The 24,166-nt window shown below is 74.7% G+C and carries 22 protein-coding genes; 15 read left to right on the top strand and 7 right to left on the bottom strand.

Annotated features, from left to right (window positions below; all coding sequences use genetic code 11):
- Window positions 1–12: 12 nt before the first annotated feature.
- The 8 genes from ACZ6AQ_RS09630 (at window position 13) to ACZ6AQ_RS09595 (ending at window position 8,057) form a co-directional block, all read left to right on the top strand.
- A complete protein-coding gene (locus ACZ6AQ_RS09630) occupies window positions 13–1,467 on the top strand; it encodes a polysaccharide lyase 6 family protein (protein ID WP_468758776.1) in 1,455 nt (484 codons plus the stop codon).
- 184 nt (window positions 1,468–1,651) lie between these two features.
- Window positions 1,652–2,494 (top strand): sugar phosphate isomerase/epimerase family protein, encoded by an 843-nt coding sequence (locus tag ACZ6AQ_RS09625; protein WP_468758774.1) that lies wholly within the window; start codon window positions 1,652–1,654, stop codon window positions 2,492–2,494.
- Window positions 2,495–2,542: 48 nt separating this feature from the next.
- Window positions 2,543–3,214 (top strand): FadR/GntR family transcriptional regulator, encoded by a 672-nt coding sequence (locus tag ACZ6AQ_RS09620; protein WP_388689466.1) that lies wholly within the window; start codon window positions 2,543–2,545, stop codon window positions 3,212–3,214.
- A gap of 369 nt (window positions 3,215–3,583) precedes the next feature.
- Window positions 3,584–4,942 (top strand): enolase C-terminal domain-like protein, encoded by a 1,359-nt coding sequence (locus ACZ6AQ_RS09615; protein ID WP_468759254.1) that lies wholly within the window; start codon window positions 3,584–3,586, stop codon window positions 4,940–4,942.
- Window positions 4,939–5,700 (top strand): SDR family NAD(P)-dependent oxidoreductase, encoded by a 762-nt coding sequence (locus tag ACZ6AQ_RS09610; RefSeq protein WP_468758772.1) that lies wholly within the window; start codon window positions 4,939–4,941, stop codon window positions 5,698–5,700. The genes ACZ6AQ_RS09615 and ACZ6AQ_RS09610 overlap by 4 nt, the downstream gene beginning before the upstream one ends.
- A 47-nt stretch (window positions 5,701–5,747) precedes the next feature.
- The gene (locus ACZ6AQ_RS09605) at window positions 5,748–6,770 is read left to right on the top strand and encodes an aldo/keto reductase (RefSeq protein ID WP_468758770.1); all 1,023 of its coding nucleotides are present in this window, start codon (window positions 5,748–5,750) and stop codon (window positions 6,768–6,770) included.
- Window positions 6,771–6,822: 52 nt separating this feature from the next.
- Window positions 6,823–7,134: an L-rhamnose mutarotase gene (locus tag ACZ6AQ_RS09600; RefSeq protein WP_388689460.1), complete on the top strand. Its 312-nt coding sequence runs from the start codon at window positions 6,823–6,825 to the stop codon at window positions 7,132–7,134.
- Window positions 7,131–8,057, top strand: coding sequence for an amidohydrolase family protein (locus ACZ6AQ_RS09595; protein ID WP_468758768.1), 927 nt, complete (start codon window positions 7,131–7,133; stop codon window positions 8,055–8,057). Before ACZ6AQ_RS09600 ends, ACZ6AQ_RS09595 begins: the two co-directional genes overlap by 4 nt.
- Here ACZ6AQ_RS09595 and ACZ6AQ_RS09590 read toward each other — a convergent pair.
- Both ACZ6AQ_RS09590 and modA read right to left on the bottom strand, forming a co-directional pair.
- Window positions 8,038–9,963 (bottom strand): ABC transporter permease, encoded by a 1,926-nt coding sequence (locus ACZ6AQ_RS09590; protein ID WP_468758766.1) that lies wholly within the window; start codon window positions 9,961–9,963, stop codon window positions 8,038–8,040. The two genes, ACZ6AQ_RS09595 and ACZ6AQ_RS09590, sit on opposite strands and share 20 nt — an antisense overlap.
- Before the next feature lie 79 nt (window positions 9,964–10,042).
- Window positions 10,043–10,879: a molybdate ABC transporter substrate-binding protein gene (modA, locus tag ACZ6AQ_RS09585; RefSeq protein ID WP_468758765.1), complete on the bottom strand. Its 837-nt coding sequence runs from the start codon at window positions 10,877–10,879 to the stop codon at window positions 10,043–10,045.
- A gap of 403 nt (window positions 10,880–11,282) precedes the next feature.
- On the opposite strand from modA, the gene ACZ6AQ_RS09580 reads away from it, so the two are divergent.
- The 4 genes from ACZ6AQ_RS09580 (at window position 11,283) to zwf (ending at window position 15,874) form a co-directional block, all read left to right on the top strand.
- Window positions 11,283–12,302 carry a metallophosphoesterase family protein gene (locus ACZ6AQ_RS09580; RefSeq protein WP_468758763.1) on the top strand — a complete coding sequence of 340 codons (1,020 nt, stop codon included), beginning with the start codon at window positions 11,283–11,285 and terminating at the stop codon, window positions 12,300–12,302.
- A 121-nt stretch (window positions 12,303–12,423) separates the two neighbouring features.
- On the top strand, window positions 12,424–12,768 hold the full coding sequence (locus tag ACZ6AQ_RS09575; protein ID WP_468758761.1) for a serine protease inhibitor: 345 nt from the start codon (window positions 12,424–12,426) through the stop codon (window positions 12,766–12,768).
- Between the two features lie 173 nt (window positions 12,769–12,941).
- Window positions 12,942–14,420 (top strand): sugar porter family MFS transporter, encoded by a 1,479-nt coding sequence (locus tag ACZ6AQ_RS09570; protein ID WP_468758759.1) that lies wholly within the window; start codon window positions 12,942–12,944, stop codon window positions 14,418–14,420.
- Window positions 14,417–15,874 carry a glucose-6-phosphate dehydrogenase gene (gene zwf / locus ACZ6AQ_RS09565; RefSeq protein WP_468758757.1) on the top strand — a complete coding sequence of 486 codons (1,458 nt, stop codon included), beginning with the start codon at window positions 14,417–14,419 and terminating at the stop codon, window positions 15,872–15,874. Before ACZ6AQ_RS09570 ends, zwf begins: the two co-directional genes overlap by 4 nt.
- A gap of 4 nt (window positions 15,875–15,878) precedes the next feature.
- Here the strand turns inward: zwf and ACZ6AQ_RS09560 are convergent, their stop codons facing one another.
- Window positions 15,879–16,790 carry an aldose 1-epimerase family protein gene (locus tag ACZ6AQ_RS09560; protein WP_468758755.1) on the bottom strand — a complete coding sequence of 304 codons (912 nt, stop codon included), beginning with the start codon at window positions 16,788–16,790 and terminating at the stop codon, window positions 15,879–15,881.
- Window positions 16,791–17,030: 240 nt separating this feature from the next.
- On the opposite strand from ACZ6AQ_RS09560, the gene ACZ6AQ_RS09555 reads away from it, so the two are divergent.
- Window positions 17,031–18,161, top strand: coding sequence for an FUSC family protein (locus tag ACZ6AQ_RS09555; RefSeq protein ID WP_468758754.1), 1,131 nt, complete (start codon window positions 17,031–17,033; stop codon window positions 18,159–18,161).
- A gap of 35 nt (window positions 18,162–18,196) precedes the next feature.
- Here the strand turns inward: ACZ6AQ_RS09555 and ACZ6AQ_RS09550 are convergent, their stop codons facing one another.
- Window positions 18,197–20,542 (bottom strand): SpoIIE family protein phosphatase, encoded by a 2,346-nt coding sequence (locus ACZ6AQ_RS09550; protein ID WP_468758753.1) that lies wholly within the window; start codon window positions 20,540–20,542, stop codon window positions 18,197–18,199.
- Between the two features lie 357 nt (window positions 20,543–20,899).
- Here ACZ6AQ_RS09550 and ACZ6AQ_RS09545 point away from each other — a divergent pair, with 357 nt between their 5' ends.
- Window positions 20,900–21,745: a maleylpyruvate isomerase N-terminal domain-containing protein gene (locus ACZ6AQ_RS09545; protein WP_468758751.1), complete on the top strand. Its 846-nt coding sequence runs from the start codon at window positions 20,900–20,902 to the stop codon at window positions 21,743–21,745.
- 68 nt (window positions 21,746–21,813) lie between these two features.
- On the opposite strand, the gene ACZ6AQ_RS09540 is transcribed toward ACZ6AQ_RS09545, so the two are convergent.
- The 3 genes from ACZ6AQ_RS09540 to ACZ6AQ_RS09530 form a co-directional block, all read right to left on the bottom strand.
- Window positions 21,814–22,326, bottom strand: coding sequence for a DUF2267 domain-containing protein (locus ACZ6AQ_RS09540; protein ID WP_468758749.1), 513 nt, complete (start codon window positions 22,324–22,326; stop codon window positions 21,814–21,816).
- Between the two features lie 76 nt (window positions 22,327–22,402).
- The gene (locus ACZ6AQ_RS09535) at window positions 22,403–22,801 is read right to left on the bottom strand and encodes a DUF2267 domain-containing protein (RefSeq protein ID WP_468758747.1); all 399 of its coding nucleotides are present in this window, start codon (window positions 22,799–22,801) and stop codon (window positions 22,403–22,405) included.
- 95 nt (window positions 22,802–22,896) lie between these two features.
- Window positions 22,897–23,331, bottom strand: a complete 435-nt coding sequence (locus ACZ6AQ_RS09530; protein ID WP_468758745.1) for an Hsp20/alpha crystallin family protein — start codon at window positions 23,329–23,331, stop codon at window positions 22,897–22,899.
- Window positions 23,332–23,488: 157 nt separating this feature from the next.
- On the opposite strand from ACZ6AQ_RS09530, the gene ACZ6AQ_RS09525 reads away from it, so the two are divergent.
- Window positions 23,489–24,139 carry a type III effector protein gene (locus tag ACZ6AQ_RS09525; RefSeq protein WP_468758743.1) on the top strand — a complete coding sequence of 217 codons (651 nt, stop codon included), beginning with the start codon at window positions 23,489–23,491 and terminating at the stop codon, window positions 24,137–24,139.
- Window positions 24,140–24,166: the final 27 nt, after the last annotated feature.

Below are 24,166 nucleotides of genomic sequence, written 5' to 3'. Positions count from 1 at the left end.
CACGGAGGCACCATGCACAGGCGCACGTTCCTCACCGGCACCGCGATCGGGGCGGCAGCCGCCCTGTCCCCGATCGGCCCGGCGCACGCGGGTGCCGCCGGGCACGGGCACCCGCGCCGCCGCGGCCGCACCGTTTCCGTCACCTCCCTCGACGCGCTCCGGAAGGCGATCGACGCGGCCGTGCCCGGCACCCGCATCGTCGTCGCCGACGGCGACTACACCGTCCCCGCGGCCGAACCCCTCGCCGTCCGGGGCAAGCACGGCTCCGAGGCCGCCCCCGTCACGATCGTCGCCGAGTCCCGGGGCGGCGTCGTCCTGCGCGGCGAACGCAGCTTCGTCCTCACGGACTCCTCCCACATCACCGTCAGCGGCTTCTCCTTCCGCCAGAGCACCACCCTGGACATCCCGCCGACCTGCACGCACGTCCGGCTGACCCGCAACGACTTCCGGCTCGCCGACATCGAGGGCCTGCACTGGGTCATGGTGCGCGGCGACGACAGCGTGATCGACCGCAACCACTTCCACGGCAAGACCACGCTCGGCATCTACCTCGGCATCGAGGGCGCGGGCGGCGAGGCCATGGCCCAGCGCGTCCACGTGCACCGGAACCACTTCTCCGACCACACCTTCCCCGGCGCCAACGGCGGCGAGCCGATCCGCCTCGGCGTCAGCCCCCGCGCCCTCTCCAGCGCGCACGCGATCGTGGAGTACAACCTGTTCGAGCGGGCCGACGGCGATCCCGAGGCCATCTCCGTGAAGAGCTCCGACAACGTCATCCGGTACAACACCGTCCGGAACAGCGCCGGCGGCATCGTCCTGCGCCACGGCAACGGCACCCGCGTCGAGGGCAACTACCTGGTCGACGGCGAGGAGGGCATCCGGATCTACGGCAACGACCACGTCGTCGTCAACAACTACCTCGCCGGACTGTCCGGCCGGGCCATGGTGATCGGCAGCGGCTCGGCACGCGACCACCTCCCCGGCGAACCGGCCGCCGACCGCCGGGGCAACGACGCGCCCGACCGCGTCCTCGTCGCCCACAACACGTTCCTCGACAACGCGAGGACCCTCTCGGGCGAGGCCCAGCGCCCGCACGAGCCCCGGGACGTCACCGTCGCCGACAACCTCCTCGTCGGCCGGTCCGGCGACCTCGTGGAGATGGCGAACACGACGCGCTTCACCTGGCAGGGCAACATCCTGTTCGGAGCGGCGAACGACGGGAACATTCCCGCCGGCGGCTTCCACCGGGCCGACCCCCGGCTCGTGCGGGGTTCCGACGGGGTGTACCGCCTGTCCCGCACGAGCCGCGCGATCGGGGCGGCCACCCTCGAGAACCCGCCCGTCACCCACGACATCGACGGCGACCCGCGCGGAAACCGGCGGGACGTCGGCGCCGACGAGTACGCCACCGCCACGCCGAGGCGCCGGCCCCTGACCCCGGCGGACGTGGGCCCCCACGCGCCCTGAGCCGCGCCCCGGTGAGGGGCGGCGGGCGGGCCGGTCCCTTCCGGCCCGCCCACCGCCCCTTCCCCACCCGTCCTTCCCCTTTGCCCGGTCCTGTCCTCTTCCTTCGCCCCTCCCGCCCTCCCCCTTCGCCCCCTCCCGTCTTTCCGCTCCCCGTCCGCACTCCGACCGGAAGGTGCCCCCGCCCGTGCCCGAAGTCCCGCCCCCCGCCCCGCCGGCCGGGACGGCCGCCGTCCCCTTCCGGCCCGGCCTCTGCTCCGTCACCTTCCGGCACCTGCCCGTCGCCGAGGTCGCCCGGCGGGCGGCGGAGGCGGGCCTGGAGGCGATCGAGTGGGGAGCCGACGTGCACGCCCCGCCCGGCGATTCCGGGGCCCTCCGGGCGGCCCGGGACGCCGCCGGGCGGTACGGTCTGGCCGTCTGCTCGTACGGTTCGTACTTCCGCTGCCTCCCCGGCGAGGCGCCGGGTTTCGCGGAGGTCGCCCGCGCCGCGGTGGCCCTCGGGGCGCCCCGCGTCCGGGTCTGGGCGGGGGCCGCCGGATCGGCGTCCGTCACGGAGGAGGACCGCGCCCGGACCACCGCGTGCCTGCGGGAGACCGCGCTGATCGCCCGGGACCACGGCCTGGACGTCTCCCTGGAGTTCCACGCCGGGACGCTGACCGACTCGGCGCCCTCCACGCTCCGTCTCCTGGAGGAGGCGGCCGCCGTCAACCTCACCCCCTCCTGGCAGCCGCCCCAGGACGCCCCCGACGAGGACGCGCTCGCCGGACTCGCCGCCCTGGCCGGCCGGGTCGCCACCGTCCACGTCTTCTCCTGGTGGCCGGGCAACCACCGGCTGCCCCTGGCCGCCCGCGAGGAGCTGTGGACGCGTGCGTTCCGGCTGCTCGCCGGCCGGCCCCGGGCGCGGGACGCCCTGCTGGAGTTCGTACCGGGCGACGATCCCGCCGTCCTGGCGCGGGAGGCGGCGACACTGCGGCGCGCGGCCTCCGCCGTCGGCCCGGAGCAGGACCCGCCCGGACCTGGAGTAGGCTGACGGACGACCCACACATCCGATGAATTTCGCCGCGCAGAGGAGGACGCCGTGGCCGTGACCGACGAGGCGATCGGGAAGATCAAGGAGATGATCGTCTCCGGCGCGCTGCGTCCGGGCGACCGCCTGCCGAAGGAGGCCGATCTCGCCGCCGAGCTGGGCCTCTCGCGCAACTCCCTGCGGGAGGCGGTGAAGGCGCTCTCCCTGCTGAACATCCTCGACGTGCGGCAGGGCGACGGCACGTACGTCTCCAGCCTCGAACCGCCCCTGCTGCTCGAAGCCGTGTCGTTCGTCCTGGACTTCCACCAGGACGACCAGGCGCTCCAGGCGCTGAAGGTGCGGGGCATCCTGGAACCGGCGGCGACCGCCCTGGCGGCGGAGCGGATCGGCGAGGACGAGATCCGGGACCTCGGCGCGCTCCTCGACCGCCTCGGCGACGCGCCGAGCCTGGACCAACTCGTCGCCAGCGACCTGGAGTTCCACCGCCGGATCGCGGCGGCTTCCGGGATCCCCCTGCTGTGCTCGCTCCTCGACAGCATCTCCGGGGCCACCGTGCGGGCCCGGCTGTGGCGGGGCATCACCGAGGACACGGCCGTGGCCAGGACGGTGGCGGAGCACCGGGCGATCCTGGACGCGCTCGCCGCGCGCGACGCGCGCACGGCGGAGGCGTGGGCGACCATCCACATCTCCAACGTGGTCCGCTGGCTCGACGGCGCGCTCTGAGGCGACACCGCCGGCGGCGCGCGGCGCGGGGCGGGTCCCGGGGCGGGACGTCTCGTTCGGGACGCCCGTTCCCGCCGGGGGCATCCCGGGGCCGGGCGTCCGTCCGGCGCGCCCCCCCCGCGCGGAACCGGGCCGCCGGGGCCCGTCGCCGCCCGTGTGACCACCGCGCTCCCCGGAAGAAACATCCGATGTCTACTTGCCCCGTCTCTCCGGAGCGCCGTATCGTTCTCGCTCGACAGGCCAATCACCCGATCTGTGTCGGCGGTTGGGGCTGCCCCGCGTCGACCGGGCGGACGAGCCGGACACCGAGCAGACAGCCCAGGTGTGAAAGGAACCCCGTTGACCACTGGCATCACGCGGGTCGTCGCGATGGACACCTACGACATCCGTTTCCCGACCTCCCGCGAACTCGACGGGTCCGACGCGATGAACCCGGACCCCGACTACTCCGCGGCCTACCTCGTCCTGCGCACCGACGAGCCCGAAGGGCCCACGGGACACGGCTTCACCTTCACCATCGGACGCGGCAACGACGTCCAGGTCGCGGCGATCGAAGCCCTGCGCCCGTACGTCGTCGGCCGCCCCGTCGGGGAACTCTGCGCCGACCCCGGCCTGATCAGCCGCGCCCTCACCGGCGACAGCCAGCTCCGCTGGCTCGGCCCCGAGAAGGGGGTCATGCACATGGCCGTCGGCGCCGTGGTCAACGCCGTCTGGGACCTGGCCGCCAAACGACGGGGCCTGCCGCTGTGGAAACTCCTCGCCGACGCCGACCCCGAGTGGCTGGTCTCACAGGTGGACTTCCGCTACCTCACCGACGCGCTCACCCCCGGGGAGGCGCTCGACCTGCTGCGGCGCGGCAAGGAGGGACGGGAGGAGCGCGAGGACGTCCTGCGGGCCCGGGGCTACCCCGCCTACACCACGTCGCCCGGCTGGCTCGGCTACTCCGACGAGAAGCTGACGCGGCTCGCCGAGGAAGCGGTCGCCGCCGGCTTCACCCAGATCAAGCTGAAGGTCGGCGCCGACCTGGCGGACGACGTCCGCCGCTGCCGCGCCGCCCGCGCCGCCGTCGGCACGGACATCCGCCTGGCCGTCGACGCCAACCAGCGGTGGAACGTGGCCGAGGCGATCGAATGGACCCGCGCGCTCGCCGAGTTCGACCCGTACTGGGTCGAGGAGCCCACCAGCCCGGACGACATCCTCGGCCACGCCCGCGTCCGCGAGGCCGTCGCCCCCGTCAAGGTCGCCACCGGCGAACACGCCCAGAACCGCGTCGTCTTCAAACAGCTCCTCCAGGCCGGCGCGGTGGACATCGTCCAGCTGGACGCGGCCCGGGTGGGAGGGGTGAACGAGAACCTCGCCATCCTGCTGCTCGCCGCCAAGTTCGGCGTCCCCGTCTGCCCGCACGCCGGCGGGGTGGGACTGTGCGAACTGGTCCAGCACCTGGCGATGTTCGACTACGTCGCGCTCAGCGGAACCACCGAGGACCGGGTCATCGAGTTCGTCGACCACCTGCACGAACACTTCGCCCACCCGGCCGTCGTCCGTGACGGCCACTACGCGGCGCCCCTCGCGCCCGGCTTCTCCGCCGACATGCACGCGGCCTCGCTGGCCACCTTCACCTACCCCGGCGGCGCCTTCTGGGCCGCCGACCTGGCGGGTGCCGTGGCCGCCGTCCCCCCGCCGGACGGCGCCGGGACCCTTCGCGACGCCGCGGAGGTGACGGCATGAGCGCCCGGTCCCTCGCCGGCCTGCGGGCCGTCGTCACGGGCGGCGCCTCCGGCATCGGACTCGCCGTCGCGCGGGCCCTGGACGCCCGGGGCACCGCCGTCGCCGTCCTCGACCTGAACCCCGGCGCGGTCCCCGCACCGCTTCGCGCCTTCCCGGCGGACGTCGGCGACGACGCGTCGGTGCGCGCGGCGGTCGGGGCGGCCGCCACCGCGCTCGGCGGCATCGACATCCTGGTCAACAACGCGGGCGTCGGCGCCACCGGAACGGTCGAGGACAACCCCGACGACCAGTGGCACGCCGTCCTCGACGTCAACCTCCTCGGCGTCGTCCGCACCACCCGGGCCGCCCTGCCCCACCTCCGCCGCTCGCCGCACGCCTCCGTCGTCAACACCTGCTCCATCGCCGCCACCGCCGGCCTGCCCCAGCGGGCGCTGTACTCGGCGAGCAAGGGAGCCGTCCTCTCGCTCACCCTCGCCATGGCCGCCGACCACGTCCGGGAGGGCATCCGGGTCAACTGCGTCAACCCCGGCACCGTGGACACCCCGTGGGTCGCCCGCCTCCTCGACGCGGCCGACGACCCGGAGGCCGAACGCGCGGCCCTCGGCGCCCGCCAGCCCACCGGACGGCTCGTGAGCGCCGACGAGGTCGCGGCCGCCGTCGTGTACCTGGCCTCCCCGGCCGCCGGCTCCGTGACCGGCACCACCCTCGCCGTCGACGGCGGCATGGCGGGCCTCCGACCGCGCCCGGCCGGCCCGTGAACGCGGGAGCGGAAGGCGGAGCCCCGGACCGCACCGGTTCCGGCCGCGTGTCCCCCGGCCGTCCCGGCCCCGACCGCGTCCCCCTCGGCCGCACCGGCGCCTGGACCACCCGTCTCGGGTTCGGCGCGGCGGGCATCGGCAACCTCTACGGCCCCGTCACCGACGAGGACGCCGAACAGGCCCTCGCGACCGCCTGGGACCGGGGCGTCCGGTCCTTCGACACCGCTCCGCACTACGGCCTTGGCCTGTCCGAACGGCGGCTCGGCGCGTTCCTCCGGGGCCGGCCCCGCGACGCGTACAGCCTCTCGACGAAGGCCGGCCGCCTCCTCGTCCCCGCCCCCGGCGCGACCGGTGACGACCTCGCCCACGGCTTCGCGGTCCCCGCCGCGTACCGCAGGGAGTGGGACTTCAGCGCGGACGGCGTCCGGCGGAGCCTCGAACAGAGCCTGGAACGGCTCGGCCTCGACCGCGTCGACACCGTGTACCTGCACGACCCCGACGACCACGCGGACCAGGCCCTGCGCGAGGCGTACCCGGCCCTGGAACGCCTGCGCGCCGAGGGCGTCGTCCGGGCCGTCGGGGTGGGCATGAACCAGACGGCGGTCCCGGCCCGCTTCGTCACCGAGACCGACATCGACGTCGTCCTCCTCGCCGGCCGCTACACCCTGCTCGACCAGAGCGGCCTGTCCGAGCTGCTGCCGGCCGCCCTCGACCGGGGCGTGTCGGTCGTCGCCGGCGGGGTGTTCAACTCGGGACTCCTCGCGGACCCCCGCCCCGGCTCCCCCTACGACTACGCCGCCGCGCCGCCCGAGACCCTGCGGCGGGCCGTACGCCTCCAGGAGATCTGCCGGCGCCACGGCGTGCCCCTGAGGGCCGCGGCGGTCCGCTTCCCGCTGGCGCACCCGGCCGTGGCGGGGGTCCTGCTGGGGCTGCGCGGCGCGGCGGAGGCGTCGGACGCCGCCGACCTGCTGGACCTCGACGTTCCCGCCGCCCTCTGGGACGAGCTGCGCCGCGAGGGCCACCTGCCCGGACACGCCCCCGTCCCCGGCCCGGACGGACGGGTCCGGTGACGGCCGTCCCCTCCGCCGCGTCCCCCCACCCCACCCCTGGAGCGGAAGACCGATGAGAATCGCCCTGCACACCCGGGTCCGGGCGGACCGCGTCGCCGCCTACGAGCGGGCGCACCGCGAGGTGCCCGCCGCACTGACCCGTGCGATCCGGGAGGCCGGCTGCACCTCCTGGACCATCTGGCGCAGCGGCACGGACCTCTTCCACCTCCTCGAGTGCGAGGACTACGCCCGGCTCCTGGCCGAACTGGAGGGGCTGCCGGTCAACGTCGAGTGGCAGGCGCGCATGGCCGGACTCCTCGACGTCGCGCACGACTACTCCGAAGCGGGCGCGGACGCCGGCCTGCCCGTGGTGTGGGAGCTGTGAGCGTGCCCCTCGTCGATGCCCACCACCACCTCTGGGACCTCGCCGTACGCGACCAGGACTGGATCACCGGGCCCGCCCTCGCCCCGCTGCGCCGCACCTTCTCGGAGAGCGACCTGCGGGCCGAGACCGACGCGGCGGGGGTGACGGCGACCGTCCTCGTCCAGACGGTGACCGCGGCCGAGGAGACCCCCGAGATGCTGGCCGTGGCCCGCGCCGGTGACCTCGTCGCCGGGGTGGTGGGCTGGACGGACCTGACGGCGCCCGGCGTCGCGGACACCCTGGCCGCGCTGCGCGAACGTCCGGGCGGCGAACACCTGGTGGGCATCCGCCACCAGGTGCAGTCGGAGCCGGACCCCGACTGGCTGCTGCGCCCCGACGTCCTGCGCGGCCTGCGGGCGGTGGCCGACGCCGGCCTCGCCTACGACCTGGTGGTCCTCCCGCACCAGCTCCCCGCCGCGACCTCGGCGGCGGCGGCGCTCCCCGGCCTCACCCTCGTCCTGGACCACGCGGCGAAACCACCCGTCGCCACCGGGGAGCTCGAACCGTGGGCGACCCGCCTGCGGGCCTTCGCCGCCCTGCCCCGCACCTTCTGCAAGCTCTCGGGACTGCTCACCGAGGCCGACTGGCGGACCTGGACGGTGCGGGACCTCCGTCCGTACGCCGGTGTCCTGCTCGACGCCTTCGGCCCGGACCGGCTGATGTTCGGCTCCGACTGGCCCGTCTGCACCCTCGCTGCCCCGTACGGGAAGACCCTGGCGACGGCGAGGGACCTCACACGGGAACTCGGCCCGGCCGAACGGGAGGCGGTGTTCGGGGGCACCGCCGTCGCCGCCTACCGCCTGCCGGTGCCGGCCCCGGGAGGAGCGGAACGGCCCGGGAGGGGCCCGGACGGCGCCGGAGGGTTCAGAGCGGCACGACCGTGACCTCCGTCGCCTTCACGCTCGTCCAGACGGACACCCCTTCCGCCAGGCCGAGTTCGGCGGCGGCCTGCGGGGTGATCTCGGCGACGAGGTCGGGCACCTGCTCCGAGCCGACGAGGACCCGCAGCCGGCTGCCGCCGGCCGTGATCTCGCGCACCGTGCCGGGCCAGGCGTTGCGGGGGCTGCCGCCGGGCCTCTCGCGGTGGACGGACACGGCCTCGGGCGGGACGACCGCGAGCGCCTCGGTGCCCGCGGGCAGGGTCTCGGCGGCGACCAGGACGCCCCCTCCGGCCGGCGCCAGGCCCTCGGCGGTCGCGGTGCCGGGCCAGGCGTTGCGGCCGAGCATCCGGGCCACCCAGGGCGAGCGGGGATGCCGGGTGACCTCGGCGGGGGAGGCGTCCTGGAGCGCGCGCCCCTCCTCCAGGACGAGGACGCGACCGGCGAGGGAGACGGCCTCCACCGGATCGTGGGTGACGATCAGGCAGACGCCGCCGAACCCGGCGAGGTGCGTGCGGAGGGTGTGCCGGACACGGGCCCTGGTCGTCTGGTCGAGGGCGGCCAGGGGCTCGTCGAGGAGGAGGAGCCGGGGCCGCGCGGCCAGCGCGCGCGCGAGGGCGACCCGCTGGGCCTGACCGCCCGAGAGCTGGGCCGGACGCCGGTGGGCGAGGTGGCCGACCCCGAGCCGGTCGAGCCAGGCCCGCGCCGCCCGGCGCGCCTCCGTCCGTGCGACGCCCTGGGCCCGCAGCCCGTACGCGGTGTTGGCGAGGGCGTTCAGGTGGGGGAAGAGGGCGCCGTCCTGCGGCACCCAGGCGACCCGCCTGCGGTGCGGGGGCAGGGCGGTGACGTCGGTGGCGCCGAGACGGAGCACGGCGTGCGCCCTCGGCGTGAGGCCGAGGAGGGCGCGCAGGAGCGTGGTCTTCCCGGCGCCGTTGGGCCCGACCACGGCGATGGTGGTGCCCGCCGCCGCGTCCAGGGTGAGCCGGGTGAAGCCGGTGACCTCGGCGTGCAGGGGCCAGTGCCCGCCCTCCTCCTGCGGTGCCGGGGCCCCGGACGGGGCGGTCTCCTCGTCCGGGAGCCCGGGGACCCGCCGGACGCGCTTCTCCGCGGGCGTCCCCGTCCAGCGGCCGCGCAGGGCGACGAGGACGCCCATGGCGACGGCGAGCAGGAGGAGCGAGACGGAGGTGGCGGCCGCCGGATCGTCCTGGAGCAGCAGATAGACCTGGAGGGGCAGGGTCTGGGTGGTGCCGGGCAGGTTGCCCGCGAAGGTGATGGTGGCGCCGAACTCGCCCAGCGCCCGCGCCCAGGTCAGCGCCGCGCCCGCGACCAGACCGGGGGCGACCATGGGCAGCGTGACGGTGAGGAAGACCCGCACCGGCGACGCGCCGAGCGAGGCGGCCGTCTCCTCGTACCGGGGCCGGAGCCCCCGCAGGGCCCCTTCGAGGCTGACGACCAGGAACGGCATGGCGACGAACGTGGCCGCGAGGACGGCGCCGGAGGTGTGGAAGGGGAGCGTGACGCCGAAGGCGTCCTCGAGCCACGGGCCCAGGAGCCCGCGCCGCCCGAAGGCGAGCAGCAGCGCCACCCCGCCGACGGTGGGCGGCAGCACCATCGGCAGCAGGACGAGCGACCGGACGAACGTCCTGCCGGGGAAGGGCACCCGGGCGAGCAGCCAGGCGAGCGGGACGCCGAACACCAGCGAGAGGCCGAGCGCCCAGAACGACACGACGAGGGAGAGCCGCAGCGCCCGGACCGTGCCCGGCGCGCCGAGGTGCCCGGCCAGCTCGCCCCACTCCGTCCGCGCCAGGACGCCGATCAGGGGGAGGGTCAGGAACGCCACGGCCAGGAGGGCGGGCACGGCCAGCACGGCGGGCGTGCGGGCTCCGGCCGTACGGGCGGCTGGTCGTCTCATCGGGCGTCCCGGGGAGGTGAGGAGGGCGCGGGCCGCCCGTCTCCCTCCGGTACGGGCGGCCGCCGGGCGGCGGGAGCGGTCACGGCTTCGTGAACCCCGCGTCCCGGAGGATCTTCTGCGCCTCCGGCGAACTCAGCCACGCGACGAACGCCGCGGCGGCCCCGGCGTTCTCCGACGCCTTGAGGGTAGCGGCCGGGTACGCGACGACGGCGTTCTGCGCGTCGGGGATCCGGACGGCGTCGACCTCGTCCCGGGCGCTCTCGGCGTCGGTCGCGTAGACGAGTCCGGCGTCGGCCTCGCCGAGTCCGACCTTGCCGAGCACGGCCCGGACGTTCGGCTCCCGGGAGACCGGCCTCACCGTGATCCCCCGGGCGTCGAGGATCTTCGCGCCGTACGTGCCGGCCGGCACTCCGGGTGCGGCGAGGACGACCTTGAGCCGGGTGTCCGCGAGGTCCTCCAGCGCGTCGATCTTGAACGGGTTGCCCTTCCCGACGGCGATGACCAGCCGGTTCCTGGCGATGACCACCGGGGTCCCGGTGTCGGCCCGCACCTTCTCCATGCTCCCGGTGTCGGCGGTGACCAGGGCGTCGGCCGGGGCCCCCTGGGCGACCTGGGCGACGAGCTCCTGCGAGCCGGCGAAGGAGAAGGTGACCCTCGTTCCCGGGTGGCTCCTCTCGTACGCCGCGCCGGCCGTCCCGAACACGTCGGTCAGCGACGCGGCGGCCAGCACGGTCAGGCGCGTCCGGGGCGCGGAACCGGCCCCCGCGGACCCGCCGGTGTCCTGCGCGCCGCCCGAACAGGCCGAGAGCGGGACGAGCAGGGCCGTGACGAGGGCGGCGAGGGCGGTCCGGCGCCGCGCCGCACCGGAACGCGTGCCCGGCGGATGCGCCGTGAGAACGGAGGTGTGGGGTCGCATGTGCGACACGTTAGGGCCGTTGCGCTCTCAGGTGCAACAAGTTCGTGTCTCCGTCCAGCGCGGACGCGAGGAGGCGGGAGGAAGGGACGAGGGGAGTGCGCCGGACCGGACCGCCCCGGCGGTCGCGGGCGCGCGGACCGCGACGGAGGGCGCGCCGCGCCGACCGGCCGGCCGCGCGGACGACGGCGGACACCACGGCACCGGCCTCCTTCACCGCAACCGCCGCCGTGTCGGGAGCCGTTCATGTTTCGGACACCTGAAACCGGCCAAAGGGCCGTCCGGATCGCGTACCCATGGCGGAACCAGCTGGAAGAGCGGTGCCCGGACGCGCGTGCGCGACACCCGGGCGGGGCCCGGTACCGGGACCCGCCGGCGGCACCGCCGCAACCGAGAGGAACTCCCCGTGGATCGCAGGTTTCTGCTCACCGCCGCGACGGGCGCGGTGGGCATGGCCGCCGTCTCCCGGACCCCGGCGGGCGCGGCAACCCCCGCCCATGCCGGACCGGAACGCCCGGTCAGCGTGTTCAACGTCATCAGCGACATCCAGGGCGACCTGCGGGACCTCGGCGTGGCACTGGAGGACATGAACCGGACCAACCCCCGGAGTGCGGGCCTCGCCGTCGCCGGCGACATCACGCCGCGCGGATACGACGCCGAGTACGCGGAGGTCTCCGCCGAACTCGCCCGCCACACCCACGCGCGGACGGTCGCCTGGGCCATCGGCAACCACGAGTTCTACGTCCCCAAGTGGCGCGACCCGGCGACCCTCTCCCAGGACACCTGGCCCAACGGCACCACGGAGGACTCCCTCTTCCGGAGCTTCTACCGCTTCGCCGGCCGCAACACGGTGCACGCGGAGCACTCGTTCGGCGGGATCCCGGTGCTGAGCCTCGGCACCGAGAAGTACATGCACTACCACGACCCGAAGCTCTGGGACGAGGTGTGGCTCAGCGACGCGCAGTTCGCCTGGCTCGAACAGCGCCTCGCGTACTGGGCGCGCCGGCGCAAGCCCGTCATGGTCGTCACGCACCACCCGCTCCCCAACACCGTCTCCGGCAGCCACAACCGCCTGTACGCGCGGGACTACCTCCAGGCGGACCGGCTGCTCGGCGTCCTCGGCCGTCACCGCGACGTCTTCCTCTTCTGCGGGCACACCCACTGGGACCTCGGCCTGTCGGACTGGTACGTCCGCAGGGTCGTCCCCGGCACCGCCAACCTGGACGGCTTCTCCGTCGTCAACACGGGCGCCGTGCAGACCGGTTACACGGACGACGGCAAGGGCGGCGAGGTCTCCGTGCCCGGCACGTTCAACCAGGGGCTCCAGGTCGAGGTCTTCCACGACCGGGTCGTCGTCAAGGCGCGCGACTTCGCCAAGGGCAGCTGGCTGAAGCAGATCACGGTCCCGCTCTCGACCCGGATCTGACCCCCTCCGGACGCGCCCGGCGTCCCCGGGGCCGCCGTCCGGCCCCGGGGACTGTGGGCGGTACGGGTGACCGGGACCCGCCGGCGGTGACCGCCGGACGGGCCGGTCGTTACTGCCGGACGTGAAGAAGACGATCCTGGCGGCCCTCGTGGCCGCGTCCGTGACGGCCCTGATCGCCCCGGCCGCCGCCACCGCGGCCCCCGCCGCCGACCGGTCCGCCGCCCTGTCCGCCGCCGCCCTGTCCGACGTCCGTACGCGGGAGCCCGCCGGGGCGAAGACGCGGTGGCCCGAGACGGTCGGCCTGCCGAGGGCCTGGGCCAGGAGGGTGATCCTGCGGGACCGGCCCGGTCTGCGGGTCGTGTACCTCCCGGAAGGGGCCCTGGTCACCATGGAGTACGACGAGAACCGCGTCCGCGTCTTCCACGACCCGTACGGGATCGTCACCCAGGCCCCCACGATCGGCTAGCACCCTCCCGGTCCCGTGCCTCCCGGCCCCGGCCCCGTACCTCCCGGGGCCGGGGCACGGCCTCCCCCCCCGTACGGCGGCCCGCCCTTCACCCGATCGCCCGCACAGATGTCGTCACCGCCCCCGGACGGTGACGATGGCCGCATCGGCCATCGAGAAGACAAGGGCATCGCATGGTTCAGGGATTTTCCAGAGAACCGGGGACCCACGGCCCGCTGACCGAGGTCGGGCCGGAGGGAACCAGGAAGATCACCCTCTGGGCGGTCGCGATCGCACTGGGCGGCTTCCTGTTCGGCTTCGACACGGGAGTCGTCTCCGGAGCGCTGCTGTACATCAAGGAGGACTTCGACCTCAACTCCTTCGAACAGGGCAGCGTGGTCAGCGTCCTGCTCATCGGCGCGGTGATCGGCGCCAGCTCGGCGGGCGGCCTCGCCGACCGGTTCGGCCGGCGCAAGGCGCTGCGCCTCATCGGCCTCGTGTTCCTCGTCGGCACCGCGATCGCGGCCCTGGCGAACGGGTACCCGCTGCTCATGGTGGGCCGGGTCGTCCTCGGCCTCTCCGTCGGCGCCGCGTCCGCGACGGTCCCCGTCTACCTCTCGGAGATCTCGCCGACGAAGATCCGCGGCCGGATGCTCACCATGAACCAGCTCATGATCACGGTGGGCATCCTCGTCGCCTACCTCGTCAACCTCGCCTTCGCGAGCAGCGAGATGTGGCGGGCGATGTTCGCCGTCGGCGCGGTCCCCGCCCTCCTCATGGTCGCGGCCACGCTGTGGCTGCTGCCCGAGTCGCCCCAGTGGCTGGTCGCCCACGGTCAGGAGGACGTGGCGCGCCGGGGGATCGCCGCGCTGACGGACGGGCCGACGGCGGACGAGCTGATCCGGCGGGCCCGGCAGCGCATGGACGCGGAGCGCGAGAAGCAGTCGCGGAAGGAGGCGACGGGCGGGCAGGGAATCCGGCGGCTGCTGGCCCCCGACGTGCGGCCCGCCCTGATCGTCGGCCTCACCCTGGCGGCCGTCCAGCAGTTCGCCGGCATCAACACGATCATCTACTACGCGCCGACCATCATCCAGCAGACCGGCCTCAACGCGTCGAACGCCATCTTCTACTCGGTGTTCATCGGCCTGATCAACCTCATCATGACGCTGGTGGCGATCAAGCTGGTGGACCGGGTGGGACGGCGTCCCATGGTCCTCGTCTCGCTCGGCCTGATGGCGGTCTCGATCTTCCTGCTGGGCCTCGCGTTCGTCACGGACATGAGCTCGGGGCTGACCCTGATGTTCATGGTGATCTACATCGCCGCCTTCGCGGGCGGCCTCGGCCCCGTCTTCTGGACGCTGATCGGAGAGATCTTCCCGCCGTCCGTCCGGGCCGAGGGATCGAGCCTGTCCACCGCCGTGAACTGGGTGTCCAACTTCGTCGTCAGCCTCGCCTTCCTGCCGCTGGCCAACCTCATCGGCCAGGGCGAGACCTTCTGGATCTTCGCGGGGATCTGCCTGCTCGCGTTCCTCTTCGTCGGCCGGTACCTGCCCGAGACCAGGGGCCGGGACGCCGAGCAGATCGAGAAGGCCCTCGACGCCCGCTTCAAGCACGCCCCGGACCGGTCGGACGGCTCCCGGGAGACGACCCCGCAGAAAGGACGCTCGCGATGAGCGACACCCTCCTCGGCCCCGCCGACCTCGAACGCGCCGACGCCCTCGTGCTTTTCGGGATCACCGGAGACCTCACCAAGAAGATGCTGTTCCCCGCGCTGTACCGCCTCGCGGAGGACGGCAGGCTCACCGTCCCCGTCATCGGCGTGGCCGCCGGCGACTGGGACGACGACGCGCTGCGCCGGCACGCCCGGGAGTCGATCGCCGCGGCCGTCCCCGACTTCGACCAGGCCGTCTTCGACCGGTTCGCCAGGGGCCTCTCCATCGTCACCGGCGACTTCACCGACCGGGCCACCTTCGCCCGGCTGCGCGAGGCCGTCGCCGGACACGGCTTCGTGGTCCACTACCTGGCCATCCCGCCGACCCTGTTCACCACCGTCGCCCACGCCCTGGCCGAAGCGGGCCTGAACCGCAACGCCCGCCTGGTGGTCGAGAAGCCGTTCGGCCACGACCTGGCCTCCGCGCGGAAGCTCCAGGAGGACCTGAACACCTGCTTCGACGACCACCACCTGCTGCGGGTGGACCACTTCCTGGGCAACACCGCGGTGGAGAGCCTGATGGTCGCCCGCTTCGCCAACACCCTGCTGGCCCCCATCTGGCACCGCTCCTACGTCGACAACGTCCAGATCACCCTCGCCGAGGACTTCGACGTCGCCGACCGCGGCTCCTTCTACGACTCCGTGGGCTGTCTGCGCGACGTCGTCCAGAACCACATGCTCCAGGTCCTCGCCTTCCTCGCGATGGACCCGCCCAGCGCCTCCGACGCCCGCGCCCAGGGCCTGGAGAAGTGGCGGGTGCTGCACGCCACCCGCACGATGGACCCCGCCGCCACCGTACGCGGCCAGTACGACGGCTACCTCGACGTCGAGGGCGTCGCACCGGGCTCCACCACCGAGACGTACTTCGCCACCCGCCTGTTCATCGACAACTGGCGCTGGTCCGGCGTCCCCTTCTACCTGCGCAGCGGGAAGTCGCTGGCCGTGACCGCGACCGAGGTGATCGTCCAGCTCCGCACGCCCCCGCTGGAACTCTTCGGCGGCGACACCGGGGCGACCCCGCCCAACCTCATCCGCTTCCGCATCGACGGCGACACCGGCATCCGGGCCGACCTGGTCCTCCGCAAGCCCGAGGAGGGCGTGAAGCACCCGATGACCGTGCCCATCGGCGTCGACTTCGCCCGGGTCCTCGGGCGACAGGAACTGCCGTACGAGAACATCCTCCGGGGCGCCGTCGTCGGCGACCCGGAGTGCTTCGCCTTCTTCCCCGCGATCCTGGAGTGCTGGCGGATCGTCGCCCCCGTCCTCGACCCCGCCGAACCGCCCCTGCCGTACGCCCCGGGGAGCTGGGGCCCGGAACGGGCCGACCGGCTCCCCGCCCCGGAGCGGTGGCACCAGCCGGGGCGGCGCCTCTTCGAGGACGTCGCCGGCGGACCGGCGGACCGGACGGGAGCCTGACGGCTCAGCCGGCCACGATCCCCCAGGAGCCGGTGAAGCCCGCACCGGGCTCCAGGCGCACCAGGTCCGTGCCGCTCGCGAAGGCGTTGGGCGGACCGGTCATCGGCTCCGCCGCGAGCCCGCGGCGCCGGTGCGCGGCGGGCACGTCGTCGGCGGTGTAGACCTCCAGCCACGGCTGGGCGGCGTCCAGCCAGAGGGAGGTCGTACGGGTACGGCCGGACAGGTGGACCCAGGCCCGGTCCCGTTCGTCGCGCTCCAGCGCGGTGAAGGCCAGGTCGACGGCCAGCCCGCCCAGCCGGCGCCCCTCGCGCAGGTCGTACGGGGTGCCCGCGACGTCCACCGGCGGCCCCTGGGGGATCATCCGCTCGTCGACGGGGAGGTACTTCCCGCCCGGGGCCCGGACGACACAGTCGTCCAGGGGCTCGCCGACGGTGAGGTACGGATGCGCGCCGTGCGCGTAGGGCGCCGGTACCGAACCCGCGTTCACCGCCGTGACCTGGACGGTCAGTCCGGTGTCGGCGTCGAGGACGTACGCCGCCTCCAGGTCGAGCCGGAAGGGGTACCCGGTCGAACCGAGCAGCCGGCACCCCAGCAGCACCCGGTCACCGGCGCGCCCGACGGGGGACCACGGAACCCACCGGGTCAGCCCGTGGAGGGCGCAGTCGCGCTCCGGCTCGGAGAGGTCGAGCTGATGGGCCGTGCCGTCGAAGACGTAACGGCCGCGGTCGATCCGGTTCGGCCAGGGAATGAGGAGCTGCCCGAAAGCGGCGGGCGCCGGCTCGTCCGTCCCGTAGGACAGCACCAGCGGTTCGCCCCGGTACGTCAGCTCCCGCAGGCCGCCGCCCTGCTCCGTCACCACGGCCCGGTAGTCCCCGGCCCCGAACGCGTACTGCTCGCCACTCGTCTCGTGTGCCACCGCGCCTTCATAGCCCCCGGCCCCGGGGGGCGACGCGTCCCACGGCCGTTCCGCGGGCGCTCCGTGCCGGAACGGAGGAACGCGTTACGGCACTCGGACGCAACCGGGGCACACCGGGCGGGGTCCGCGGTCAGGCTTGCACCGTCCGGCCCCGGAGGCCCGCGGAACCGCGCGGGGCGCCCCGGACGGGAGACCGCGGGGAACGGACGGAAAAGGCGGAAAAGGCGAAAAAGGGGGACGATGGCCACGATCCGAAAACGCGTCGGGGACAACCTGTGGCCGATGGTCCAGCAGGCCGTCGCCGCCGCCCTGTCCTGGTGGATCGCCGACGACCTCATCGACCACCACGTCCCCCTGTTCGCCCCGATCGCCACCCTCGTGGCGCTCAACACCCCCCTGGGCGGACGCGGCACCAACACCGTACGGGTCCTGGTCGGCGTCATCACCGGCGTCGTCGTCGGGGACCTCGCCTACGCCCTCCTCGGCCACGGCAGCGCCGCCTTCGGCCTGGCGGTGTTCTGCGCGCTCCTCGTCGCGCTCGTCCTCGACGGCGAGCGCATCACCATGGCCCAGGCCGCCGTGGGCGCCGTCATCTGCGTCGCCGCCGGCAGCCAGGCCGGCATCGACCGCGTCCTCGACGCCCTCCTCGGCGGCGGCGTCGCCCTCGTCTTCAGCCAGCTTCTCTTCCCCGTGCACCCCCTCGCCCTGCTCAGGAGGGCCGAGTCCGCCACCCTGACGGGCCTGGCGAACGCCCTCGACTTCACGGCGCGCGAACTGGACGCCTCGGACGCCGAGCGGACCTTCCGCACCTGGGACGAGGTGCGCACGGTGTACACGCTCCTCGACGACCTGGACCGGGCGCGCGCCGACAGCCTCGACGTCACCGGCCGCACCCTCCACCGGAGGCGCGGCAGGGACCCCCTGACCCGCGAGACGGCCACCGCACTGCAGCTCGACATGCTCGGTCACAGCTGCTTCAGCCTCATCCGCCGCGCCCTCGCCCTGGACACGCACGGCCGGCAGGAGTTCGCCCCGACGCTGCGGGCCCTGTCGGGCGTCCTGGGCGCCCTCGCGGCCGCCCCCGGAAGCCGCGCGGTGCGCCGGCACGCGACCCGCTGGGCCCTGGACGTCGTCCGCGACGCCCCCGACGAGGGACCCGCGCCCACGGTCGCCGTGTGGGAGAGCGCACGGCTGGTCGCCCAGGACGTCCTGATCTTCGCGGGCGTCGACGCCGGGACCGCCGGGCGGGCCGTCCGCGAGGGCACCCGGGAGGTGCCCGTCCCGGACCCGCCCCGGCAGCCCCGGACCTTCCGCGACTTCCGGCCCGGCCGGCGCGACCGGCCGGACCGGCCCGATCGCCGCGGCCGGTGAACCCGGGGCCGGACGCCCGCGGCCCCGCGCCGCCGCTACCGCGCGGGGAGCGTGCCGTCCTCCGGCATCTCCTGCTCCGCCCAGATCGTCTTGCCGTGCCGGGTGTAGCGGCAGCCCCACCGCGTGGTGAGCTGGGCGACCAGATACAGGCCCCGGCCCCCCTCGTCCGTGAGCAGGGCGCGGCGCATCCGCGGCTGGGTGGCGCTCGGGTCGGACACCTCGCAGATCAGACGTCCCGCGCGGATCAGGCGCACCTCGACCGGCCCGCCCGCGTAGCGGATGGCGTTGGTGACCAGCTCGCTCAGGACGAGTTCGGTGGTGAAGGCCAGCTCCGCCATCCCCCAGGCGTCCAGCTGCCGGGTCGCCGCCTCGCGCACCTCGCCCACGGCGGCCGGGTCGGAGGCCACCGGCCAGACCACGTGGTCCCGGGACGGCAGCGCGCGGGTACGGGCGAGCAGGAGGGTGACGTCGTCGGTGAGGTGGCGGGAGGGGCGGTCGGCGACGATCTCGCGGCCGAGGTCCCGCAGCGGCGTGTCGAAGACGCCCGGCGCCGACAGGCGGCGCGCCAGCTCGGCCATGCCCTCGTCGACGTCGCGCTCGCGGGTCTCGATCAGCCCGTCGGTGTAGAGGGCGAGGATGCTCCCCGGCGCCACGTCGATCTCGGCCGTCTCGAAGGGCAGCCCGCTCACGCCCAGGGGCGGGCCCGGACTCACGGGGACGAAGGCGACGGTCCCGTCCGGGACGGCCACGGCCGGCGGGGGGTGCCCGGCGGAGGCCGCGGCGAGCCGACGGGAGACCGGGTCGTAGACGGCGTACAGACAGGTGGCGCCGATGGGGTCGGTCCGGGGGCGGGCGGACTCCGGCGCGTCGTCGGACGCGTCGCCCCCGTCGGTCTCCACGCCCAGCTGGGAGACCAGGTCGTCCAGGTGCACCAGCAGTTCGTCCGGCTCCAGGTCGAGGTCGGCGAGGGTGCGCACCGCGGTGCGCAGGCGCCCCATCATGGCCGTGGCCGCGAGGCCGTGCCCGACGACATCGCCGGTGACCAGGGCGACCCGGGCGGAGGAGAGCGGGATCACGTCGAACCAGTCGCCGCCGACACCGGTGGCCGTGTCGGCGGGCAGATAGACGCCGGCGGTGGTCACGGCGACGGTCTCGGCCTGCGACGGCGGGAGCAGACTGCGCTGGAGCCCCACGGACGCGCGGTGTTCGCGGGTGTAGCGGCGGGCGTTGTCCAGGGCCAGGGCGGCGTGCCCGGCGATCTCGTGCAGCAGGTGCAGGTCGGCCGCCTCGTAGGGCGGTCCGTCGGCGTCGCGGTGGACGGTCACGCGCCCCAGCACCCCGCCCCGGGCGCGCAGCGCGACGGCCATCGAGGTGAGCGGGTCGAGGGGGGCGCCGGGTTCGGCCGGAGCCTCCGCGGCCGCGCGCCCCGCGACGGCGGTACGGCGCAGGGGCATGCCGCCGTCCGGGGCGGGGTCGGGCTCCTCCCCGGTGAACACCGCCTCCGCGATCTCCACCACGGCCAGGTCGGCCACCGCGGGCACGAGCGCCGACGCCAGGTCCTCGGCGGTGCCGGCGACCGACAGCGAACCGCCCACGGCCGCGGTCACGCGGTGCAGCACGGACAGGCGCTCACCGGTGCGGCGCAGTTCGGTGACGTCCGTGAACAGCGCGGTCACGCCGAACACCTGCCCGTCGGGTGCCTGCAGCCGGAACGCCGAGACGGCCATCACCGCTCCGCCCCCCGACTCCCGGAGGGTGCGGACCGTCTCCTCCGCCCGCACCAGCGGCAGCCCCGTCCGCAGCACCTCGCGCAGGTGCCGTTCGAGCACCGCCGCGTCCTCGGCGCGCAGGAAGTCCGTCAGCCGGTGGCCGAGCAGGTCCGGCCCGAGCCCGGTGTACGGAAGGAGGTGCGTGTTGGTCCTGACCAGTCGCAGTTCCGTGTCGAACACGGCCAGGCCCAGCCGGTCCTGGAGGAACAGCTCGGTGGTGAACGCCTGGTCCTGTCTCCAGCGGGCCGCCGTTCCCGCGGGGGCCGCGAGGACGAAGTACCGCCCCGGTCCCGCGCCGTCCCCGGCGTCCGCGAGCGGCAGGACCTGGAAGTCGACCCTCACCTCCTCGCCCCCGCCCGTGCGCACCACGGCCTCGCCGGACCAGGCTTCCGTGCGCCGTCCGGGTGACGGCGCGGGGCGGGGGCCCGCGTCCCCGAGCAGTTCCCGGATGTGACGTCCGCAGACCCGGTCGGCGGGCAGGGAGAGCAGCTTCTCCGCCGCGGGCGTCCAGCCGACGATCCTGCCTCCCGCGTCGAGCAGGGCCCCGGCGGCCTCGCCGGCGAAGGGCAGTCCGCGGTGCTGCGGCGCGAAGGGCGGGATCTCGTCGTCCACCTCGTGCTCTGCCTCCCTCGCGCGTCACGGCGTCCCGGCACGGACTCACCCGGGCGTTTCCCTCACGTCGCGTCCGGCCTCCCACCACGTGGGGCCGGACCCCTCCATCATCCTCCGGCGCGTCCCGCCCGCCAGTCGGGCGGGACGCGCCGGGGAACCGGGGGCGCCCGCGCGCACCGGCCCCTTTCCGGGGGAGGGCCGTCCGTGTCCGGTGGCCCCGGTCGCGTACGGCGCGGGCCGGAGGCGCGCGGAGGGACCCGCGGCCGCCGGGGCGGGGGAGGGCTCTGTCGCAGTTGTGCTACTCGGGGGTAACCTGCGAGCCCATCAGCGATCAGGGGGAGTGCCGTGGGAACCGTCATGACGTTCGATCCCGTCACCGAGCACGAGAAGACCCGTGCCGCGCTGGCCGCCGCGATCCCGCGACTGGTCCGGCTGCTCCGCGCCGTGCCCGACCCGGACGCGGCCTCCGGCGTCCCGGTGTGGTCGGTCGGTGACGTCGGCGCGCACCTGGCGGCCGTCTACCTCGCGTACACCTCCGTCGCCTCTCCCGGCGAGCCGGTGGAGTGGGACGGTGTCCTGCCCCCGGCCGGAGGGACGTTCACCGAGCGGATCACCGCTCTGAACGCCCGGTCGGTCACCCTGTTCGGCGCCGGGGAGGGCGTCCGCCCGGCCGATTTCGTCGCCGAGCGGGGCGAGACGTTCCTGCGCGTCACCCGGGGCCTCGCCCCCGACACCCCCCTCGACGCGCCCTGGTACGGGGGGCTGCCGCTCACCCTGGCGACGGTGACCGGCCTGATGCTGAGCGAGACCCTCGTCCACGGCCTGGACATCGCGCGGGGCGCCGGTCTGCCGTGGTCCGTCGGCCCGGACGAGGCGCGCCTCGTCCTCGGCCAGTCGATGCCCACGATGATGGCGGCGGCCCTGGACGGGGAGAAGGCGCGGGGGGTCCGCATCGCGTTCGACCTCGTGATCAAGGGGGGCCTCCGGCTGGCGGCCGTCGTCGAGGACGGGACCATGACGGTCACCCGTGACGCGCCACCACGGGTCTACGACTGCCGGATCACGGCGGAGCCGTCCACGTTCCTGCTGGTCTCCTTCCGGCGCGTCCCGATCTGGAAGGCCGTCGCCCTCGGCCGGATGCGGGCCGGCGGCCGCAGGCCGTGGCTGGCCACGCGGCTCGGCGGTCTCGTCGCCACCCCCTGAACCGTTCCGTCCGGGAAGGCGCCCGGTGCTCCGGCCGGGCGCCTTCCCGGACGGGCGCGCGGAGGGGCTCAGGCGTCCGTCCGGCGTCCGGCGGCGCTCCGGCCGGTGAGGGAGCGGGCGGTGCGGTCCGGACGGTGGGGCGACGGGAGTTCGACCCTGCCGAAGAGGAGCGCGTAACCGGGAGGAAGCTGGTCGACGATGCGGTCGACCAGGTCGGTCCCGGCCAGCTGGGCGACGGGGGCGAGGACGGCGCCGACGTCCCAGCGGGTGGTGGCGGGACTGCCGCCGGTGCGCCGGGCGAGGTCCTTGACGAACTCCCAGCCGGTGAGGGGGGTGGTGGCGGGCACCTCGGCGGTGAGGGCCAGGGCCGCCTCGACGGGAAGACGGGCGGCGAGATCGACCCGTTCCTCGCCCACGAGCTGCCGGCCCAGGGCGGCCAGCACGGAGCGCACGGACTGCTCGGCGCGTTCGCGGGTGGGGTAGGCACCCTCGTAGCAGACGCGTTCGAGCAGGCTGACGTAGGACGTTCCGCCACGGGCCGGTGCGGGGGCGGAGGGCGTGGTCTCGGTCTGGAGGGTCATGGTGACGGGATCGCCGTTCTCTTCGGGCCCGGTCCGGCCGGGCGGGACGAACAGGTTTCGACGGGACGGGCCGGCGCTACCGGGACGGGTGGGGCCGGCCGAACAGGAGGTCGTAGCCGGGAGGGAGCTGGAGGAGCATCCGGTCGGTGAGTTCCTCTCCGGCGGCGTCGGCGGCGACGCTGAGGACGGCGCTGACGTCCCAGGCCGCGGTCCGTTCGGTGGCCCCTTCGATCCAGGCGGCCGTCGCGCGCACGAAGCGTTCCGGCGAGAGCGGTTCGGCGGCCTGGAGGGGGTTGAGCAGGACGACGGCGAAGGTCTCGGGGAGGCGGGCGGCGAGCGCGGCCCGCACGTCACCGACCAGGTGGGCGCCGAGCAGCGCCAGGACGACGCGGGCGGCGCGTTCGGCTTCCCGGGGCGTGCCGTAGTCACCGCGTTCCCGCACGCGGTCGAGGAACGCGTGCCATCGCAGTCTCATCACGGCCCCTTCCTTCGGGTGGGGGAGGTGGACGGCGGGGAGCGGAGGAGGAAGGGACGGGCTCCCGCCCTCGTCCGCTCCCCGCCCCGGGCGGATCAGCCGCCGATCTGCTTGCGGTCGTCGCTCCGGCCGATGGCGACCTTGCGCGGCTTCGCGCGCTCGGCGATCGGAATGCGCAGCGTGAGGACGCCCGCCTCGTAGTCGGCCGTGATCTTCTCGGTGTCGAGCGTGTCGGCCAGCATCAGCTGCCGGGAGAAGACACCCAGGGGCCGCTCGGACAGCTCCATCTGGACGTCGTCGGACTTCGCGACGGGGCGCCGCTCGGCCTTGACCGTCAGCATGTTCCGTTCGACGTCGATGTCGATGGCGTCCGTCGACACGCCGGGGAGGTCCATGACGATCACGTACGCGTCACCCTCGCGGTAGGCGTCCATCGGGACCGCGGAGGGACGGGACCACGTGCCGTTCGTCCCCAGCATCTGCTGCGTGAGCCGGTCGAGTTCGCGGAACGGATCGGTGCGCATCAACATCGCGAAACACCTCCAGTCGGGTCGGGCAGTGACTGCCAATGCGCTTCACCTGACTCCGTTGTAACATGTCAACGGATGGACGACAACTCCAGAAGCAACGGATGGACGACATCAGCTTTGTCAATGTTTGGACGACAGATGGAGAGGGCGTGATCGCATGACAGGAGCCGGCCACCCCGTCACCTTCCACGCGGCCCTCACGGCCCTCGCCGCGATGAACGAGACCGTGCGGAAGGCCCGGTCCGCTCCGGACGCGCCCCCGGACACGCGTCCCGACACGTCCTCCGAGGAAGCGCTCACGGCCCTCCTGCTCCTGCGCGAACTGCGCGAACAGCTCGCCGGGTGGGAGCCCGGCCTCATCGAGGCCGCCCGCGACGCGGGCGCCAGCTGGGCCGAACTCGCCCACCCCCTGGGCGTCACCAGCCGCCAGGCGGCCGAACGCCGCTACCTGCGGGTGCGCCCCGGCAACCCCGGCACCACCGGGGAACAGCGCGTCCAGGCCACCCGCGACCGCCGCGCGGCCGACCGCACGGTCACCGCCTGGGCGCGGGACAACGCGTTCGACCTGCGCCAGCTCGCCGGACAGATCACCGCCCTCGACACCCTCCCCGCCGCCCTCCGGAACGACCTCGGCGAAGCCCTCGCGGACAGCGACCCCGCACTCCTCCTGAAACCCCTCGCCCGCACCCGGCGCCACCTCGCCCCCCGCCACCCGGACCTGGCCGAGCGCGTCGACACGCTCACCCGGCACACCGAGATCCTCCGCGACGAGAGCGATCAGCGCCGCTCCGGTGTCCCGCAGCCCTGACGGAGCGGGGAGCCGGCGCCGCCGGAC

The sequence above is a fragment of the Streptomyces sp. NPDC041191 genome (assembly GCF_055591945.1).
This window is presented reverse-complemented; position numbering and strand designations above follow the sequence as displayed.

Bases quoted from the DNA above. Each gene is read 5' to 3' on its own strand.
- ACZ6AQ_RS09530 (WP_468758745.1), bottom strand. From the start codon at position 23,331: ATGTTGATGCGCACCGATCCGTTCCGCGAACTCGACCGGCTCACGCAG.
- modA (WP_468758765.1), bottom strand. From the start codon at position 10,879: ATGCGACCCCACACCTCCGTTCTCACGGCGCATCCGCCGGGCACGCGT.
- ACZ6AQ_RS09600 (WP_388689460.1), top strand. From the start codon at position 6,823: ATGAGAATCGCCCTGCACACCCGGGTCCGGGCGGACCGCGTCGCCGCC.
- ACZ6AQ_RS09555 (WP_468758754.1), top strand. From the start codon at position 17,031: ATGGCCACGATCCGAAAACGCGTCGGGGACAACCTGTGGCCGATGGTC.
- ACZ6AQ_RS09610 (WP_468758772.1), top strand. From the start codon at position 4,939: ATGAGCGCCCGGTCCCTCGCCGGCCTGCGGGCCGTCGTCACGGGCGGC.
- zwf (WP_468758757.1), top strand. From the start codon at position 14,417: ATGAGCGACACCCTCCTCGGCCCCGCCGACCTCGAACGCGCCGACGCC.
- ACZ6AQ_RS09525 (WP_468758743.1), top strand. From the start codon at position 23,489: ATGACAGGAGCCGGCCACCCCGTCACCTTCCACGCGGCCCTCACGGCC.
- ACZ6AQ_RS09630 (WP_468758776.1), top strand. From the start codon at position 13: ATGCACAGGCGCACGTTCCTCACCGGCACCGCGATCGGGGCGGCAGCC.
- ACZ6AQ_RS09540 (WP_468758749.1), bottom strand. From the start codon at position 22,326: ATGACCCTCCAGACCGAGACCACGCCCTCCGCCCCCGCACCGGCCCGT.
- ACZ6AQ_RS09535 (WP_468758747.1), bottom strand. From the start codon at position 22,801: ATGAGACTGCGATGGCACGCGTTCCTCGACCGCGTGCGGGAACGCGGT.
- ACZ6AQ_RS09570 (WP_468758759.1), top strand. From the start codon at position 12,942: ATGGTTCAGGGATTTTCCAGAGAACCGGGGACCCACGGCCCGCTGACC.
- ACZ6AQ_RS09545 (WP_468758751.1), top strand. From the start codon at position 20,900: ATGACGTTCGATCCCGTCACCGAGCACGAGAAGACCCGTGCCGCGCTG.
- ACZ6AQ_RS09615 (WP_468759254.1), top strand. From the start codon at position 3,584: ATGGACACCTACGACATCCGTTTCCCGACCTCCCGCGAACTCGACGGG.
- ACZ6AQ_RS09590 (WP_468758766.1), bottom strand. From the start codon at position 9,963: ATGAGACGACCAGCCGCCCGTACGGCCGGAGCCCGCACGCCCGCCGTG.